The sequence below is a fragment of the Methanoculleus taiwanensis genome, from assembly GCF_004102725.1.
GTDB lineage: Archaea > Halobacteriota > Methanomicrobia > Methanomicrobiales > Methanoculleaceae > Methanoculleus_A > Methanoculleus_A taiwanensis.
Map to the genome: position 1 here is coordinate 596183 of NZ_LHQS01000001.1, position 16382 is coordinate 612564.

Annotated in this window: 16 protein-coding genes and 1 tRNA gene; 11 read left to right on the forward strand and 6 right to left on the reverse strand. The window is 61.4% G+C overall.

Features of this window, described 5'->3' with window-relative positions:
- The first annotated feature begins 79 nt into the window (after positions 1–79).
- The 4 genes from ABH15_RS03045 (at position 80) to ABH15_RS03055 (ending at position 5588) form a co-directional block, all read left to right on the forward strand.
- Positions 80–1105, forward strand: coding sequence for an Acg family FMN-binding oxidoreductase (locus ABH15_RS03045; RefSeq protein ID WP_128692881.1), 1026 nt, complete (start codon positions 80–82; stop codon positions 1103–1105).
- Positions 1106–1181: 76 nt separating this feature from the next.
- Positions 1182–1358: a hypothetical protein gene (locus tag ABH15_RS13580; RefSeq protein WP_164913618.1), complete on the forward strand. Its 177-nt coding sequence runs from the start codon at positions 1182–1184 to the stop codon at positions 1356–1358.
- A 119-nt stretch (positions 1359–1477) separates the two neighbouring features.
- Positions 1478–1720 carry a hypothetical protein gene (locus ABH15_RS03050; protein ID WP_128692882.1) on the forward strand — a complete coding sequence of 81 codons (243 nt, stop codon included), beginning with the start codon at positions 1478–1480 and terminating at the stop codon, positions 1718–1720.
- A 46-nt stretch (positions 1721–1766) separates the two neighbouring features.
- Positions 1767–5588, forward strand: coding sequence for a PAS domain S-box protein (locus tag ABH15_RS03055; protein ID WP_128692883.1), 3822 nt, complete (start codon positions 1767–1769; stop codon positions 5586–5588).
- 14 nt (positions 5589–5602) lie between these two features.
- Here the strand turns inward: ABH15_RS03055 and ABH15_RS03060 are convergent, their stop codons facing one another.
- Positions 5603–6124 carry an FUSC family protein gene (locus ABH15_RS03060; protein ID WP_128692884.1) on the reverse strand — a complete coding sequence of 174 codons (522 nt, stop codon included), beginning with the start codon at positions 6122–6124 and terminating at the stop codon, positions 5603–5605.
- A gap of 308 nt (positions 6125–6432) precedes the next feature.
- On the opposite strand from ABH15_RS03060, the gene ABH15_RS03065 reads away from it, so the two are divergent.
- Positions 6433–8304, forward strand: a complete 1872-nt coding sequence (locus ABH15_RS03065; protein ID WP_128692885.1) for a dockerin type I domain-containing protein — start codon at positions 6433–6435, stop codon at positions 8302–8304.
- Between the two features lie 169 nt (positions 8305–8473).
- Here the strand turns inward: ABH15_RS03065 and ABH15_RS03070 are convergent.
- Positions 8474–8546 (reverse strand) — tRNA-His (locus ABH15_RS03070).
- A 335-nt stretch (positions 8547–8881) separates the two neighbouring features.
- Here ABH15_RS03070 and infB point away from each other — a divergent pair.
- Together infB and ABH15_RS03080 are read left to right on the forward strand one after the other, a co-directional pair.
- A complete protein-coding gene (infB, locus tag ABH15_RS03075; RefSeq protein ID WP_128692886.1) occupies positions 8882–10663 on the forward strand; it encodes a translation initiation factor IF-2 in 1782 nt (593 codons plus the stop codon).
- Positions 10664–10717: 54 nt separating this feature from the next.
- A complete protein-coding gene (locus tag ABH15_RS03080) occupies positions 10718–11113 on the forward strand; it encodes a 30S ribosomal protein S6e (protein ID WP_128692887.1) in 396 nt (131 codons plus the stop codon).
- A 1-nt stretch (position 11114) separates the two neighbouring features.
- On the opposite strand, the gene ABH15_RS03085 is transcribed toward ABH15_RS03080, so the two are convergent.
- Together ABH15_RS03085 and ABH15_RS03090 are read right to left on the reverse strand one after the other, a co-directional pair.
- A complete protein-coding gene (locus ABH15_RS03085; RefSeq protein ID WP_241647986.1) occupies positions 11115–11585 on the reverse strand; it encodes a DUF2240 family protein in 471 nt (156 codons plus the stop codon).
- Positions 11582–12004, reverse strand: coding sequence for a hypothetical protein (locus tag ABH15_RS03090; RefSeq protein WP_128692889.1), 423 nt, complete (start codon positions 12002–12004; stop codon positions 11582–11584). Before ABH15_RS03090 ends, ABH15_RS03085 begins: the two co-directional genes overlap by 4 nt.
- Positions 12005–12115: 111 nt before the next feature.
- Between ABH15_RS03090 and ABH15_RS03095 the strand changes: the two genes are divergently transcribed.
- Both ABH15_RS03095 and ABH15_RS03100 read left to right on the forward strand, forming a co-directional pair.
- Entirely contained in the window at positions 12116–13552 is a 1437-nt protein-coding gene (locus tag ABH15_RS03095) for a bifunctional metallophosphatase/5'-nucleotidase (protein WP_206633410.1), read from the forward strand.
- 36 nt (positions 13553–13588) lie between these two features.
- Positions 13589–13897, forward strand: a complete 309-nt coding sequence (locus ABH15_RS03100) for a DsrE family protein (protein WP_128692890.1) — start codon at positions 13589–13591, stop codon at positions 13895–13897.
- 56 nt (positions 13898–13953) lie between these two features.
- Here the strand turns inward: ABH15_RS03100 and ABH15_RS03105 are convergent, their stop codons facing one another.
- Both ABH15_RS03105 and hypB read right to left on the reverse strand, forming a co-directional pair.
- Entirely contained in the window at positions 13954–14331 is a 378-nt protein-coding gene (locus ABH15_RS03105) for a 30S ribosomal protein S8e (protein WP_128692891.1), read from the reverse strand.
- A 105-nt stretch (positions 14332–14436) separates the two neighbouring features.
- Positions 14437–15084, reverse strand: coding sequence for a hydrogenase nickel incorporation protein HypB (gene hypB, locus ABH15_RS03110; RefSeq protein WP_128692892.1), 648 nt, complete (start codon positions 15082–15084; stop codon positions 14437–14439).
- Positions 15085–15136: 52 nt separating this feature from the next.
- On the opposite strand from hypB, the gene ABH15_RS03115 reads away from it, so the two are divergent.
- Positions 15137–15409, forward strand: a complete 273-nt coding sequence (locus tag ABH15_RS03115; protein WP_128692893.1) for a signal recognition particle subunit SRP19/SEC65 family protein — start codon at positions 15137–15139, stop codon at positions 15407–15409.
- A 9-nt stretch (positions 15410–15418) separates the two neighbouring features.
- Positions 15419–16066, forward strand: a complete 648-nt coding sequence (locus ABH15_RS03120; protein WP_128692894.1) for a histidinol phosphate phosphatase domain-containing protein — start codon at positions 15419–15421, stop codon at positions 16064–16066.
- Positions 16067–16382: the final 316 nt, after the last annotated feature.

Consider the following 16382-nt stretch of genomic DNA (forward strand, 5'->3'; position numbering starts at 1 on the left):
CATCTACTTTCCCCGGGGTCGGTACCTTTTTACACTCCGGCGTCCTGCACCGGTGCGAGCCTGCTTCGGAGGGAGGTAGATGACAAATCCGCACTGTGACGTCTGGAACCTGCGCGAGAGCGACTATCCGTATTCCGAAACGCCGGATGAACAACTCCGGTTTCTCCTCGGCTACGCGATCCTGGCACCTTCGGGTCACAACAGCCAGCCGTGGAGGTTTCGCATCGAAGATGGGAGCATCCTGCTCTTCGTCGACCCGGGCCGCGGCCTTCCGGTCGTCGACCCGGAAGGCAGGGAACTTGCCATCAGCTGCGGAGCGGCGCTCGAGCACCTCCTGATCGCGGTCCGGCACTTCGGAAATGCCGGCAGGTTCGCTCTCTTCCCGGAGCCGGAGAACCGCACGCTGCTCGCCCGAATCGATCCGGGCGAACCCGCAGAAGCCCCGGAGAGCGTCCACCGGTGCTTTGCGGCCATCACCCGACGGCGGACGAACCGGAAGACGTATCGGGACGAACGCCTCCCGGCCATGATTCTCGACGACCTCGCGGCAGCCGTTGCGGGTGCCGGCGTACGGCTCCATGTCGCGTCCGATGATGTCGAGCGGGGTGGGATTGCCGGGCTGGTCGCTGAAGCGGATCGCATCCAGCAGGCCGACAGTGCCTACCGGCGGGAACTCGCGGCGTGGATGCGGTCGAACGTAAACCCGGGAAGCGACGGCACCCCCGGCTATGCACTCGGGATAGGGACGTTGCCGTCGCTCGTCAGCCCGCTGCTCGTCAGCCTGGTCGATATGGGCGACCGGCAGGCTGCCGGAGACAGAGAGACGGCCGTCAGCGCCCCGACTCTCGTGCTGCTTGAGACCGGAGCGGACGATTCGGTGGCGTGGCTCTCGGCCGGACGGGCACTCGCCCGCCTTCTGCTCATTGCCCGGTCGCACGGTGTCTGGGCATCCTACCTGAACCAGGCGGTCGAGGTGCCCGAAACACGAGAGCGGCTCCGGCAGGTCGCCGCCGTCTCCGGGTATCCGCAGCTGCTGATCCGGCTCGGCTACGCCGATGACGTGCCCCCGACCCCGCGGCGGACGGTCGATGAGGTTCTCGGGTGAGGGAGGGCAGAGTGCACTGTCAGTTTCGTCGGTTTCATGCAGGCGGGCGTACAACCTCTCCCTCAGGCGGTATACCATGAAGAAGTTCAATGTCGAACTGACCGGATTCATCGAGGTCGACACCGACCAGCAGTGTGATGCAGAGGTGCTTACCGAACGCATTCTCGACGAGATCAGAGCAGTTTTCGCGAGCCACGGCGGCATCAAAGAGAGCTCGATCGCCGTCGCGGCGATCCAGGAAAAACCGATGTAAGATCCGACCACAACGCCGGCTGCTCTTTTTCCGGGAGGGTATGCCGATTGCTACCCTGATCCGGCCTCTGCAATCTTCCCGTATTATCCTCCAATGCTTCCTCAGGGAGCGGCGGAAGGATGAAGATCGCTGCGGTTGCAGGAGGACCGCGGGAGATGCAGAGCAGGGGGGATGACGTGCAGCCCGAACGGAACGCATGTCTCTGCAGACTATTTCTCCGCCGTGTTCGAGCGGATGCCGGCGAGCGCGGGGAACGGCTGTTGTATCCTGATCAGGGAGTGGAGATGGCTGAGATGCCGGGGTGCTTCGCCGAAACCGTCCCGCTGACGGAACCGGCGGCTATCCACTTTAACAACAATTAATACTTTTCAGATCTGAAACAAACGATACCAGAACCGTTTGTAGATTATGACGAAGATTCTCCTCGTTGACGACGAACCCGCGCTTCTTGACGTCGGAAAGCTATTCATTGAGCGGAGCGGCGAATTCTCAGTCGACACCGCCGCCGGGGGAGACGAAGCACTGGAGATGCTCTCGTCGTGCTGCTACGATTGCATAGTCTCCGACTACGATATGCCCGGGATGAACGGCATCGATCTCTTGAAGGCGGTTCGCAGCGCCGACCCCGGTATTCCGTTCATCATCTTCACCGGAAAGGGGCGGGAAGAAGTGGTGATCGACGCCATCAATCATGGCGCCGACTTTTACCTCCAGAAAGGCGGCGCTCCCGGTGCGCAGTTCGCCGAACTCCTGCACAAGATCCGGCAGGGGGTGCGGAGAAGAATCTCGGAGAAGCGGAATCTGCACTTAAATAGCGTGCTGCACGCGATACGGGACATCCACCACCTGATCGCCTCGGAGAGGGATGCAGAGTCGCTGCTGCGCAAGGTTGCGCGGTTGCTGGTCGAGACCCGCGGGTATAGGCATGCGTGGATCCTGCTCCTTGACGGCGAGGAGAGGACGAAGGCCGCCGTGGAGGCGGGGATCGGCGATAAGTTCCGGCCGTTCGCCGCGATGGTCGACAGGGGCGAATTCCCGTCCTGCGTCCGCGATGTGATGGACCGCAGATGTACTGTTACGGTTACTGACTCTGCGACGACCTGCCGGGACTGCCCGCTTACGCACGATCACCGTGCCATCAGCACCATGGCGACGCCGGTTGAGGCTGGCGGAAGGCTCCTCGGCGTCCTCTCGGCAACCCTGCCGCGGGAGTTTGCGGCAGACGAGGAGGAGCAGGTTCTCTTCGGTGAACTCGGGGCGGATCTCGGGTTTGCATTGCAGGCGAACGAGACGGTTGTCCGGCGAAAACGTGCCGAAGCCGACCTTAAAGCGTCGGAGGAACTCTACCGGGCGGTCTTCGAGACCACCGGCACCGCCATGATGATCCTCGAAGAAGACCGGACGATCGCCTACGCCAACCGGGAAATGGCGCGCCTCTTCGGCTATTCCCGCGAGGAGATCGAGGGAAAGATGGACTGGACGGTCCTCGTCCCGGAAGACGAGCTCGGCCGGTTGCGGGAGTACGACCGCATCCGGCGGCTCGAGCCCGGGGGCGTGTCGCAGAGCTACGAGATTGTCTTCGTGAATCGGCAGGGGGAGCGGCGGCACGGCCTCCTCACGGCGTCCACGATTCCGGGCACGCCGCGCCGCGTCGTCTCCGTGCTGGACATCACCGGGCTGAAGGAGGCACAGGCCGCCCTGCTCGAATCCGAGGAGAAGTTCCGGTCGCTCTCCGAGTCATCGATCGTCGGGATCTACGTGATACGGGACGGTCGGTTTGCATATGTCAATCCTGCCGTGAGCGCCATCTTCGGCTACTCGCAGGAGGAGCTCCTCACCGTCTCTCCGTACGACCTCGTGCATCCCGAAGACCGGGAGACTGTCTGCGAAAAGATCGCGCAGCGGCTGGCGGGTGAAGCCGGTGCGAAGTACACGTTCCGTGGGGTTACGAAAGCCGGGGAGGTACGCTGGTTTGAGGTCTTCGGCAGCGTCACCGCCTACGACGGCCGGAAAGCCGTCCTTGGGACACTGATCGACGTCACCGGGCACCGGGAGACCCGGCTGGCCCTCGAGGAGAGCGAGCGGAAGTACCGGTCGTTCGTCGACAACACCACCTCCGGGGTCGTGGTCGCCCAGGACGGCAGGATCCGGTACGCTAATCCCGTGATAACCGACCACCTGGGTCGGGAGCCGGACGGCTCCGATGCCATGTCATTTGACCGCTACCTGCACCCGGACGACCTGGAGCATGTCGTGGGGATGCACCGGCGGAGGCTGGTGGGTGAGGACGTGCCGGAGAACTACATGATCCGGGTGATCGACAAGGGCGGCAGCACCCGCATGATGGCCTTGAATGTCTCGGTGATCACCTGGGATGGCCGCCCTGCGACACTGAACTTCCTGACCGATGTCACCCGTGAGTTTGCACTCCAGGAAGCGCAGCAGGAGGTCGAGACAAACTACCGGACGCTCATGGAGAATGCTCCCATCGGGATCGGCATCCTTGCCCGGGGGAGTATCGTCTATGCCAACCGGAAAGCCCTTGACCTCTTTGGTGCCGATGCACTCGATAACTTCACCGGCCGGGAGATCCTGCAGTTCGTGCACCCCGATCACCGCCAAAGCGTCCGCGACCTGCTCCGGAAGGCCTGTACCGAGAGGCTGCCGTCGGGATTTCTGTATGTGAAGCTGCTCGGCCTCGACGGACGGGAGATCGAAGCCGAGGCGGGAACCGTTCCTATCACCTACCAGGGAGATGCGGCAGTATGTCTGCTTGTCCGCGATCTGACGGAGCAGAAACAGAGCGAACGAAAGTACCGGGAGAGCAGGCAGCAGCTGATTCTGGCTCTCGAAAGCGCGGAGATGGGTGTCTGGGCGGTCGACCTTGCCCGCGGCAGGCACTCGATGAACGCCCGGGCTGCAGGCATCATCGGCTATGCGGCTGACGAGTTTTTGGGACTGGAGGGGGAGTGGCGCTCGCTCGTTCACCCTGCCGACATCCAAGCTGTTGCAGAGGCGATCCAGAGCCACCTCAACGGCGTATCCCCGTCCTACGATGCCGAGTACCGGCTCCGCCACAAGGACGGCAGGTACATCTGGGTCCACAGTGCGGGGAGCATTGCTGAAAGAGATTCGGATGGGAAGCCCCTTCTCATCACCGGCGTGATGCACGATATTACCGCGAGGAAGGAGGCTGCCGAGGCGCTGCGCAGGAGCAGGGAAGACCTGCTGATCAAGACGACGGCGCTGGACGTCTCAGCGACCGCAGTCTCCATGCTGGATCCGGGCGGCACGATATTCTACGCCAACGATGCCTTTGTCCGCATGTGGGGCTACGGCAGCAGAGACGAGGTGATCGGTACCGAAGGCATCGTTCTCCGGCAGGCATCCATCCGCTACCCTGAGTATGTGCGGGTATTCCAGGAGACGGGATCGTTTGTCGGGGTGCTGGAACTCGCCCGCAGGGACGGGTCGCCCATTACTGTACACGTTTCGGCGGCGGTCGTCATGGATGACGGGGGGAAACCGCTCTGTCTCATCGCGTCCATGATCGATATCACGCAGCTCGAGGCGTACCGGCGTGGCCTTGAGCGGGTGAACGAGAAGCTGAATATCCTCGCCGATATCACCCGGCATGACATCTTAAACCAGCTCGGGGCTATCCGGGGCTATCTCTCCTTCATCCGCGCTGACTACCCGGACGATCCTGCCGGATACGTCGCTAAGATCGAGCGGGCCGCGGAGACGATCGAGCACCAGATCTCCTTCACCCGTGACTACCAGTACATGGGTGTCGTCGCCCCCGAGTGGCAGCGGGTCGACCGCATGGTCGAGCAGGTACTGACGGAGATCGATACCGGGCGCATCGAGGTTGCGGTCTCCACCGGGCCGCTTGAGATCTATGCAGATCCCCTCTTCCGGAAGGTCATCTACAACCTTTTCGACAACGCTCTCCGGCACGGCGGAGCTGTCACCCGGATCGGGATTTCGTTTTCCAGGACGGAAAACGGCGGTCGCCTCCGGGTTGAGGACGACGGGGCAGGGATACCTGCGGAGATGAAGGAGCGGATCTTCCAGCGCGGGGTCGGCAGGAACACCGGGTACGGGCTGTTTCTGGTTCGGGAGATCCTGGATATCACCGGGATGACCATCCGGGAGACCGGGACGCCCGGAGAGGGGGCACGGTTCGAGATAGCCGTTCCGGCCGCCGTCTGCCGGATGGCCCGGTGAGGGGCGCCCCGCCCTCATTCAGCCCGTGTTTCGTCTTTGGGAGAAAACGGCCAGAACCTGACGACCAGCACCGCGACGGTGCTGCCGATGAAGACTTCGCCGAACCGGAGGGCTGCGTTGACGACCGGGCCTATCTCCGGGTTAAGGTCGGAGAAGATCATGATCGCTCCCACGGTTATCGCGGCGAGACGGGCGTGGTCGGGCACCTGGAATGCCTGGCAGATGAGGACGGTGATCCCTATCGAGAGCGCCATGCCGACGGGGCTGAAGGGGAAGACCAGCAGGTATGCAGCACTCAGCACCGCCCCGACCAGCGAGCCGAAGACCCGGCGCCCGGCCGTCGACTCGGTCGCGTCCATGGTCGCCTGCAGCACTACCATCCCCGATATCATCGCCCAGAGCCCGCCGATGGACGCATACGAGCCGTGGACGAGATTGGTGAAGGAGTAGGCGCCGAGGTATGCGATCAGGGAGACGATGACGTACTGGACTGCGACGGTGAGCGTGCCTGCGGTGATGCGTCCCGGGAACCTCATGCAATAGCAATCAGATTGCCCGGCCGGATAGTATCTTTTTCGAAGCGTTGCCAGGCAGCTCTGATGCTCGTTCCGTGAGATGATCGACGATACGGTATCGAAACCTCTTAACGATGCGCTTTCGCCTCAAATATTACGTAATCAGACTATTTTCAAGAAGGGTTGGTATACGGTCTTTGCAATAAAGAATTCTTTTAAATACCACTTAGCGAAAGTACCTCTTTGTTGTTTGTGTCGTACCCGGCGCCGCACCGGATCTCCGGGTTCCCCGGCGGGGGCGACTGTGGTGCCTGAAGGAGGATTTAGAGATGAAGAACAGGGTTTTTGTGGCATGTATGCTGGCCTTCGCCGCCTGCATCGTCGGCGGAGCGGCGGCGGCAGCCCCCGGTATCGAGTGGTCGTACAAGTTCGGTGGGAGCGGGACTGACTACTGGCCGGATATTGCTGCGACCGCCGACGGCGGATCGATCTTCGCAGGGCAGTCGAACTCGCAGGACGGGAATATCACCGATCCGCTCGGTCTGTACGATATCGTCCTGCTGAAGCAGGACGCGGACGGTGCCGTCGAGTGGCAGAAGAATATCGGCGGAACCGGGAACGAAGCTTCCGGCCGGGTGCGCCAGACTTCCGACGGCGGTTTTATTCTTACGGGAACGACGAAGTCGAACGACAACGATGTGAGCGGACTGCACGGCACCTACTACGATATATGGGTGGCCAAATTCACCGAAAGCGGCAGCATCGAATGGCAGACGTGCCTCGGCGGGAGCCATACCGAGGATGGCATGGATGTCCGGCAGACGAGCGACGGCGGCTACATCGTCGTCGGCAACACGTACTCGACCGACGGCGATGTGACCGACCGGATCGGCGGCACCGCCGATGCCTGGGTCGTGAAGCTGAACAGCACCGGCGGCATCGGGTGGACGAAGTGTGTCGGGCGGGACGGAGAAGGTGAGATGGCAAACGGTGTCGTGCAGATGAGCGGCGGGGACTATATCATTGCAGGAAGCTCGAACGTCGACAGCCAGTGGGACGGCCTCGTCGCCAGGCTGAACAGCACCGGCGGCATTGTCTGGGAGACCTACTTCGGCGGAACCGCCGACGACGGATTTATGGGCGGCCCGGACGACGCCGAACTTTCGGGTGTCACTCTGGACGACGACGGAAACGCCATCGTCGTCGGGACGATAACCCTCGAAGAGGAGGGTATATCCGATCACAACGATGTCTACCTGGTCAAGGTGGACGGCGCGACGGGCGCGGTCGTCTGGGAGAAGACCTTCGGCGGGAGCAGGACGGAGTACGGCGTGAGTATCGACCGCACATCCGACGGCGGCTATATCCTCGGGGCGACGACAGGTTCTGTCGACGGTGATGTGAGCGGTGTTCACGGCGACTACCCGCCCGCGGGTGATTACTGGATCGTGAAACTCGACAGCAGTTTCACCATTGAGTGGCAGAAGTGCGTCGGCGGCACCGGCCCCGACTGCTACCCGGTGGTCGCCCAGACGACCGACGGCGGGTTCGTCTGTGGTGGCTATACCTCGTCGACGGATGGCGACGTTCCGGCACTCTCCTATAACAGCAACTTCGACTTCTGGATCGTGAAGCTCGCCCCGGAGACGCCTGCAGGGCCGCCGGTTCCTGCCGCCCCGCCGGTCTGTCCAAGCCCTGCGGCCTCTCCCGACACCATCCCGACCGACACCGACGGCTCTGCCGGATGGGGCGAGAGCGCCGCCCTCTCGGTGAACGTCACCGGCGAGAGCACCATCACCTCGGTCACCGTCAACCTCTCGTCGATCGGCGGGTCGGCGTCCGCGGCGATGGCCGCGTCGGGTAGCGTCTGGTCGCTCTCGACGAACGCCACGACGGCTTCGCCGTTCTCGGGCGGTGCGTACCAGCCGGTTAACCTGACCGTGACGGCCACGGACGCCGGCGGACGGACGAACACGACCGTCATCGTCCTGACGGTGATCACCAACGGCGACGTGAACGAGGACGCCAGCGTCAACCTCCACGATGCGTACTATCTCGCACGGTCCGTCCTCGGCGTGCCGGGTTACACGATGCACACAAACGTCGCGGATGTTTCGGGCGACGGCGCCGCCTCGCTCTTTGACGCCGTCTACCTCGCCCGGCACATCCTCGGGGTCACCGGGTACGGAACGCTCCACTAGGAACCGGATATACCCTTCTCTCTTTTTATCACTGCTGCGGCGGGAGTGCGTTCCCGGTAGAAGGCCGGTAATTGCAGATGCTCGTCGGTATGTGTTGCTCTGTCGGACCCGGGGATACAGGATCAAAGCGAGCGAGCGGCTTTGTGCGAAAATCCGAAAGAAGAAGGAAGGCCAGGGCCGAGATTCGAACCCGGGTCGAGGGATCCACAGTCCCTTAGGATAACCAACTACCCCACCCTGGCAAGATACCCTCTTTTATTTGTACAGGGATTTGATTAATCTATCTCTTCAGCTCTCTCCCGTACCTGCCCTCCCCGGCGTTGCGGGACGGGTGTGCCGCAGCGATGGACGGCGCAGAAGCTCCGCATTTCCTCCGGGCTTATCGCCGGTGCCCGGGTCAGCGGGTGAATTATTAATAGACCCCGTGTTCTATTACGTACAAACGTATACAGTGCCGGGCGACACGGTGAGGGGATAGTCCAGTGGAGACTTCGGCGCTGACTCGGGAAACGGCGAAACCGCTCAAATTCCCTGCCCGAAACTGTTCTTCTCCGATCACTACCGGATGGTGAATATCATGACACAAACTTCCAAGATCAGAACCCCGATCGTCTGCGTACTCGGGCATGTCGATCACGGAAAGACCTCGCTGCTCGATAAAATACGCGGCTCTTCCGTGGTCGACACCGAAGCGGGTGCCATCACGCAGCATATCGGTGCGACGGTCGTTCCTATCGATGCGATCACGCAGATGGGCGGGGCTCTCTCCAAGCTGACGGTCAGCATCCCGGGCCTCCTCTTCATCGATACTCCGGGGCACCACGCTTTCACGACACTCCGGGCGCGCGGCGGGTCCCTCGCCGATCTCGCGGTTGTGGTGGTGGATGTCAACGAGGGGTTCAAGCCCCAGACGATCGAAGCGCTCCAGATCCTGCGCAACTACAAAACACCGTTCGTCATCGCGGCGAACAAGGTCGACCGCATCCACGGCTGGCGTGTTCAGGAGAACGCACCCTTCGCCACGACGTTCGCCAAACAGAACGAACGGGTGCAGGGGATCGTCGAGACGAAGCTCTATGAGCTCGTCGGGAAACTCTCGGATCTCGGATTCAACTCCGAGCGGTACGACCGGGTGCGCGACTTTGCACGGAACATCGCGATCGTCCCGACGAGCGCTATCACCGGCGAAGGCATCCCCGACGTCCTGATGATGCTTATCGGGCTTGCCCAGCGCTACATGACCGAGAACCTCGCGATGAGCGTTGAAGGGCCCGGTGCCGGGACGGTGCTCGAGGTGAAGGAGGAGCGCGGTCTCGGGACGACGCTCGACGTCATCCTCTATGACGGAACACTCAGCGTCGGCGACGAGATCGTGGTTGCAGGCCATACCCAGACGATCACGACGAAGGTCCGGTCGCTCTTAAAGCCCCGCCCCATGAGCGAGATCCTTATCGAGGAGAAGTTCGAACGGGTCAAATCCGTCACCGCCGCCTCCGGTATCAAGGTCGCCGCCCCGAAGCTCGAAGGCGTCATCGCCGGCACGCCCCTCCGCGTTATCCGGGGGGAGAATCGCGATGCGGTCGTCGAGCAGGTGATGAACGAGATCCAGGATATCCAGGTGACCCTTGCCGAGGAAGGTGTCGTCATCAAGGCCGATACCATCGGAGCGCTCGAAGCCCTCTCGAAAGAGCTCGATAGCCAGGGTATCGGGGTGATGAAAGCGGAGGTCGGGCCGGTCACCCGGCACGACGTCATCGAGACGGGCACGATCAAAAACCCGCTCTACAGTGCGATTATCGCTTTCAATACCCCGACCCTCCCCGATGCAGTCGATGCCTTGATGGAGACCTCCGCGTCCAACGTCAGCATCTTCGAAGGAGGGGTCATCTACAAACTCCTCGACGACTACGTAGAGTGGCGGGAAGAGAAGAAACGTGAAATGGAGCGGCAGCAGTTCGAGAAACTCGTCATGCCGGCGAAGGTGCGCATTCTCCCGAACTGCGTCTTCCGCCAGAGCAACCCTGCCGTGGTGGGTGTCCGGATCCTCGGCGGCAAGCTGCAGACCGACGTAAACCTGGTGCTCACGAACGGCAAGAAAGTCGGGCACCTCAAGCAGATGCAGCTTCGGAGCGAGACGATCCACGAGGCCGATGCCGGCAAGGAGGTGGCGATCTCGATCGAAGGGCCGACCGTCGGCCGGCAGATCAACGTGGACGACGAGATGTACGTGGATATTCCGGAGCGGCACGTCAAGGTGATCGAGCGGGAGATGCTCGACCGGCTCAGCACGAGCATGCAGGAGATCCTCGAGGAGTATACGTCCATGAGGCGGCGTGAAGATCCCTTCTGGGGGAAGTAGTATTTAATATCTCAATATCCAACGTAATAGATACATTTGAAGGAGTGGCCAAATATGGTGGATTTTAAAGTAGTTCTCTCCGACCCGAAATCGGGTCGGTCATACAAAATCGACGCAGCCGGCGCTGTGGCGGGTGCATTCGTCGGGAAGCGTATCGGTGAAGCGATAGACGGCAACGCTCTCGGTCTTGCGGGCTACACCGTTGAGATCACCGGCGGGACGGACAAGACTGGTATTCCTGCGCGGCGGGACCTTCCCGGCTCGGGACGCAGGAGACTGCTTCTCTCGGAGAGCACCGGGTTTCATCCCACGTACGACGGCGAACGCCGCCGGAAATCCGTTCGCGGCGGCGAGATCAGCCAGGACTTTGTTCAGGTCAACGCCATCGTGAAGACCTACGGCGAAAAATCGCTGCAGGACTACTTCGGACCGAAGGAAGCTGCAGAATAAATCAACTCCTGTTTTTCTTCGATACGCTCGCGATCAGGGCATCGAGTTTGTCCTCGAACGGGACGGCGTATCGCTTTGCGATCAGCACGACCGCCGCCTCCACGCTGAGGTTGCCGTCGAAGTGATCGGTGATGATAGGGTTGAGCTCGGCCACGATCTGGTTCGGCGATCTGCCGGTTGCAGCTGCAATACGGCCGATGAGTTCCTCGTACGGGTTCTCCTGCTCGAATATCTCTGAAGTGGGTTTGAACCCGAGCGGGACGGTCACTCCGGCGACGTCAAAGAGCGGTCTGATAAAGCCGCCGTCCACCTCGACAAGCCCGTCGGCCTGTGCGCGTTCCAGCAGCTGGTTCGCCTGCTCTTTGTTCATCCACTTCCGGTCGATGGCGATATAGAAGATGAACTCGCTCTTCTGCAGCCGGTCTTTGCGCATATGCTTGAACGGCGCGGCGACGGCGATTGTCAGGTTCACTCGCAGGCACCCTTGAGCAGCGTCCGAAGGTTCATTGCGTCCATGCCGCCGTGCTGTCCCTCTTTTGCTACGAAGCATTCGGTATAGGGCCCCTTATCCACGACTCTGAGCAGAAAGATATTTGCGGAGACGGGAAGACGCCGTTCCGGGGTAAGGAGCGTCTCCTGCAGGTCGACCCGGAAGTCGGCGGTTTCGGATACGGTCTCCTCGAGCGGCGGCAGGGTGTCCAGGGATACGAACTGCGTCCTGCCGTCCGATATCTGGAAGAGTATTCTCCGCTTGAGGAGGCCGCCTTCCTGCCGCTCCGTCGTGTGGGTGTTGTGGAGCCGCTGGAGGCACCGCAGGAGGTCACGGAAGGGGCGATGCACTTCGAAGTCGAGATCGACGTTCTGGGGGAACCGGTGGTAGACTCTGCGCATTGGTACAGTTGAGGATCTGGGAACGTAAAAAGGATATGATCTCCGGGAATGAATGCCGAAAGGTTTTCATCCTCTGCGGCAGGTATCCCTCTCGCGCGGGGGATGGTTACCATGGAGCACTTGACGATCATGCAGATGAACGACTCCCACGGCTACCTGGAGCTCCACCCGGAACTCTTCAGGGTGGGGAACCGGGCGGAGTACCGGATGGCGGGAGGATATGCACGGATAGGCACGCTTCTTGCGCAGGTTCGGGAGGAGCGGCGCGGGGAGGTGCTGGCGTTCGACTGCGGGGATACCATCCACGGGACGTACGGGGCTGTCACGACCCGGGGGGAGGCGCTCGTTCCGATTCTGAACGCTCTTGCCTTCGACGGCATGACCGCTCACTGGGAGTTTGCTTACGGCCCGGAGCGGTTCCGCGAACTCGCAGGAAGGCTTCGTTATCCGATGCTCGCCGTCAACTGCTACGACGATGCGACCGGCGACCTTGTCTTTCCGCCCTATACCGTCTGCGAGACGAACTCAATGCAGGTCGGCGTCATCGGCATCGCCGCGACGATCGTCGACAAGACGATGCCGGCATCGTTTTCAAAGGGCATCCACTTCACCCTCGGGAACGAGGAGCTCCCGGGCTACATCACCCTGCTCCGCGAGGACGAGGGCGTCGATCTCATCGTGGTCGTCTCGCACCTCGGGTTTCCGCAGGAGATGCAGCTTGCGCGGGAGGTCGACGGGATCGACGTGCTGCTCTCCGCCCACACCCATAACCGGCTCTACCGGCCGGCAGTCGTGAACGATACCATCGTCATCCAGTCGGGCTGCCACGGCTCGTTCCTCGGGAGGCTGGATCTTACGGTGGAGAACCGCCGCGTCACGCACTACGCTCACCGGCTCCTCACCGTCGATCAGGAGATCCGGCCGGATCCGGAGATTGAGGAGATGGTGAACCGAACGCTCGCCCCCTCCCGCGAGGAACTCGAACGGGTCGTGGGGACGACGGCGACCGCACTCCACCGGACTCTGGTGCTGGAGTCGACGATGGACAACCTCCTCCTCCATGCACTGCTTGACGCCACCGGGGCGGAGATGGCCTTCTCGAACGGCTGGCGGTATGGGGCGCCGATCCCGCCCGGGCCGGTCACCGTCGACGACCTCTGGAACATCATCCCCACGAACCCGCCCGTCTCCACCGTCGAGATTACGGGGCGCGAACTCCTGGCGATGATGGAGGAGAACCTCGAGCATACCTTCTCCCGCGACCCTTACAATCAGATGGGGGGTTACGTCAAACGGTGCCTCGGGATAACTGTCTACTGCAAGCTTGAAAACCCGCCCGGCAATCGTATCCAGGAGTTCTTCGTGGGGGGCAGATCGCTTGAGCCCGGCCGGACGTACAGCGCTGCGTTCGTGACGTCGCAGGGCGTGCCCGGGCAGTACGGCGAGCATCGCCGGCATCTCGATATGTCTGCAATCGAGGCGCTGGAGCGCTACCTGGCGAAGGGGACTGTCCGGGCGGAGCTTCGCGGGACGGTTACGGCGATCTGATTGGACGATCTAACGGATACCGGGAGTTTTCGCAGCATGACCAAAACGTATCGTGTGGTGCTCCACCTCGACGAGGGCTACCGGGCGACGACGACGCTCGTCAATGTCAGGAACCTGCTCGAGGATCTCGGTGTCGATGCCGTAGAGGAGGTGAAGGTTGTCGTGTATGCCGACGGTGTGTACGCCCTGCGGACCGGGGATCGGCATGAGGGGGCCGTGCGGTTCGCTCTCTGCAGGGGGGGTCTCGAGACGCACGGGCTTGTGCCCGACGATTTTCGAGGGGCGGGGTTCGAGCTCGTCTCGTCGGGTGTCGCCGAACTTGTACGGCTCCAGGCCGCAGGGTGAAAGACTGGAAGGTGCCCGGGCTTTTTCCGGGTTTGTTTCCAGAGTCGAAAAAAATATTACTCGATCAGGACTGCGTTGATAACGCCGTCCTGGCCGGGCCTGCTGACGATACGGGCACGACCGATCTCGGTCTTGATGATTGCGCCCTTGGTGAGGAGGTTACGCCGAACGTAGTTCGGGTTCGCGCTGTTTGCCTCGACCGTCTGGATCTGGGCCTTCTTGTTCTCACCGGTCGCGGGGTTCGCGACGGTTGCGTAGGTTGCACGCAGTGCCCGGACCTTCTGGTTGCCGCCGTAGGTGCGGACGAGTTTTCTGCGGTCCTCGCCGATGTGCGTGTCTGCGGGTGCTCTTCCGATCTCCGAGCGCCTCTTGCTCTGGGCCGGGCGGTAGCGACCGCCGGTTGCCTTTCGTACTGATCTACCTTGCCACTGCATATGACCACCGTATACTTGTATTGAAGCCTTCCCCTCCAGGAGGATGGGGAAGTACATCGTTAAAGTGCTATAAATGTTCGAATCAAAGCTATTTAATCGTGCTGATCATGCGAGGATTGCGTCGAGCAGTTCCTCCGTGCCTTCGCCTGTTTTGAGGTTCGTCCGGAAGATCGGCATCTCCGGGTTGTAGCGGCGGATGTCCTGCTCCATTCTCTCGACGTTCGCCCCCACGAGTTCAGCGAGGTCGACCTTGTTGATCACCGCGATGGTGCCCCCCCGGAACATCATCGGGTGTTTGTTCACCACGTCGTCGCCTTCGGTGGAACTGACGATCACGATCCGTTTCTCGGCGCCGAGCTGGAAATCCGTCGGGCAGACCATGTTCCCCACATTCTCGATGAAGAGAGCATCGATCTCGTCGAGGGGCAGGTGGCTGATGGCGTGCTCGACCAGGTGTGCGTCGAGGTGACACTCTTTCCCCGTGTTTGCGTTGACTGCCGGAACGCCGAGCGCGACGATCCTCTTAAAGTCGTCGTCGCCGTAGACGTCGCCCGCAATAGCCCCGGCACGAACGCCTCGCTCGCGGAGGAGTGGGACGAGGCGCTCGATCAGGGCGGTCTTCCCGGAGCCTATGGCGCCGAGGAGATCGAATGCCCGCACGCCGTGTTCCCGGAGATTCCGGGCGTTGGCATCTGCAATGCGGTTGTTGACGTCGTAGACGTCCTTTTCGACGTTGACGTCGATGTGATGCATACAGATAGATTGATCATGATCTGTTTATAGATTAACGTCCAAAGGGTAGGTAATGAGCCCGGAACGTATCCTGTATCCCTGCTACTTTGATGCCGCACTACTGTGTCGTGAGGGACGAAGGGTTCCCCGTTCGATGGCCGTCAAGAATCCCACGCTCGCAGATCTCGAGACCGCGCTCAAACAGCTGAAGATCACCTATCAGACGGGCGAGCAGCACCACCCGGCTCACTGGGCGGAGCGCGGGGGCAGAGTCGCCGTCGACTGGAGCGAGAGCAAGGAACTCCTCATCAAGAAGGTGGCACGGATTCTGCCGCACCGGAAGTGAGTCCCCGGCATGTACGACCTTCACACGCACACGATCTACAGCGACGGCGAGCTCCTTCCGATCGAACTCGTACGCCGCGCTGCGGTCCTCGGCTATCGCACTCTCGCGATCACCGATCACGCGGACAGCACGAACGTGACCCGCCTTATCAAGGAACTCCAGCCGGTGCGGGAGTCCGCGGAGAGCTACGGGGTCGCTATTCTCATCGGTGTCGAGCTGACGCACGTTCCCCCTGTGGAGATTCCGGTTCTTGCCCGGAGAGCCCGCGAGCATGGTGCCGACATCGTCGTGGTGCACGGCGAGACGACGGTGGAGCCGGTGGCGCCGGGGACGAACCGTGCCGCCTGCACCTGTGAATACGTCGATCTCCTCGCGCATCCCGGGCTTATCACGCTGGAGGATGCGAAAGAGGCAGCAGAGCGCGGGATAGCACTCGAGATCACCGCGCGGGCAGGGCATAACAGGACGAACGGGCATGTGCTCCGGATCGCACGGGAGGCAGGATGCGCCGTTAGCGTGGATTCGGATGCGCACGCGCCTTCGGATCTGATGACGAGAGATGCGAGAAAAACGGTTGCGCTCGGAGCAGGGATGACGGAAGCGGAGTGCATTGCGGCGCTCTCCCTGGACGTCGATCGGCTCCTGCATCGGTTCTAACTATTATTTATACCTTACAGATAAGTTTTTATATTGTTCTGGTCAATATATATATGTTACTCAATAGTACCAGGAACAGAGTTACCTAGAGGTTTGCAGTTTGAGGTTCGTCGGGCGTTCTACAAGTGTTTGTGGTCGTCGCATGTTAATCTTGCGATGTGATGCTGCACACCTCCCGCGTCTGCATGGTGAGGTCGTCGATAGGCGATTGAAGCCCGTAGGAAAAGTCGTTGACGTCTTTGGGAATATATCAGATCCCTACGCCGTAGTTCTCTGCTATAATGACTGTTCCGTGCACGCCGGTGAGAAGATATTT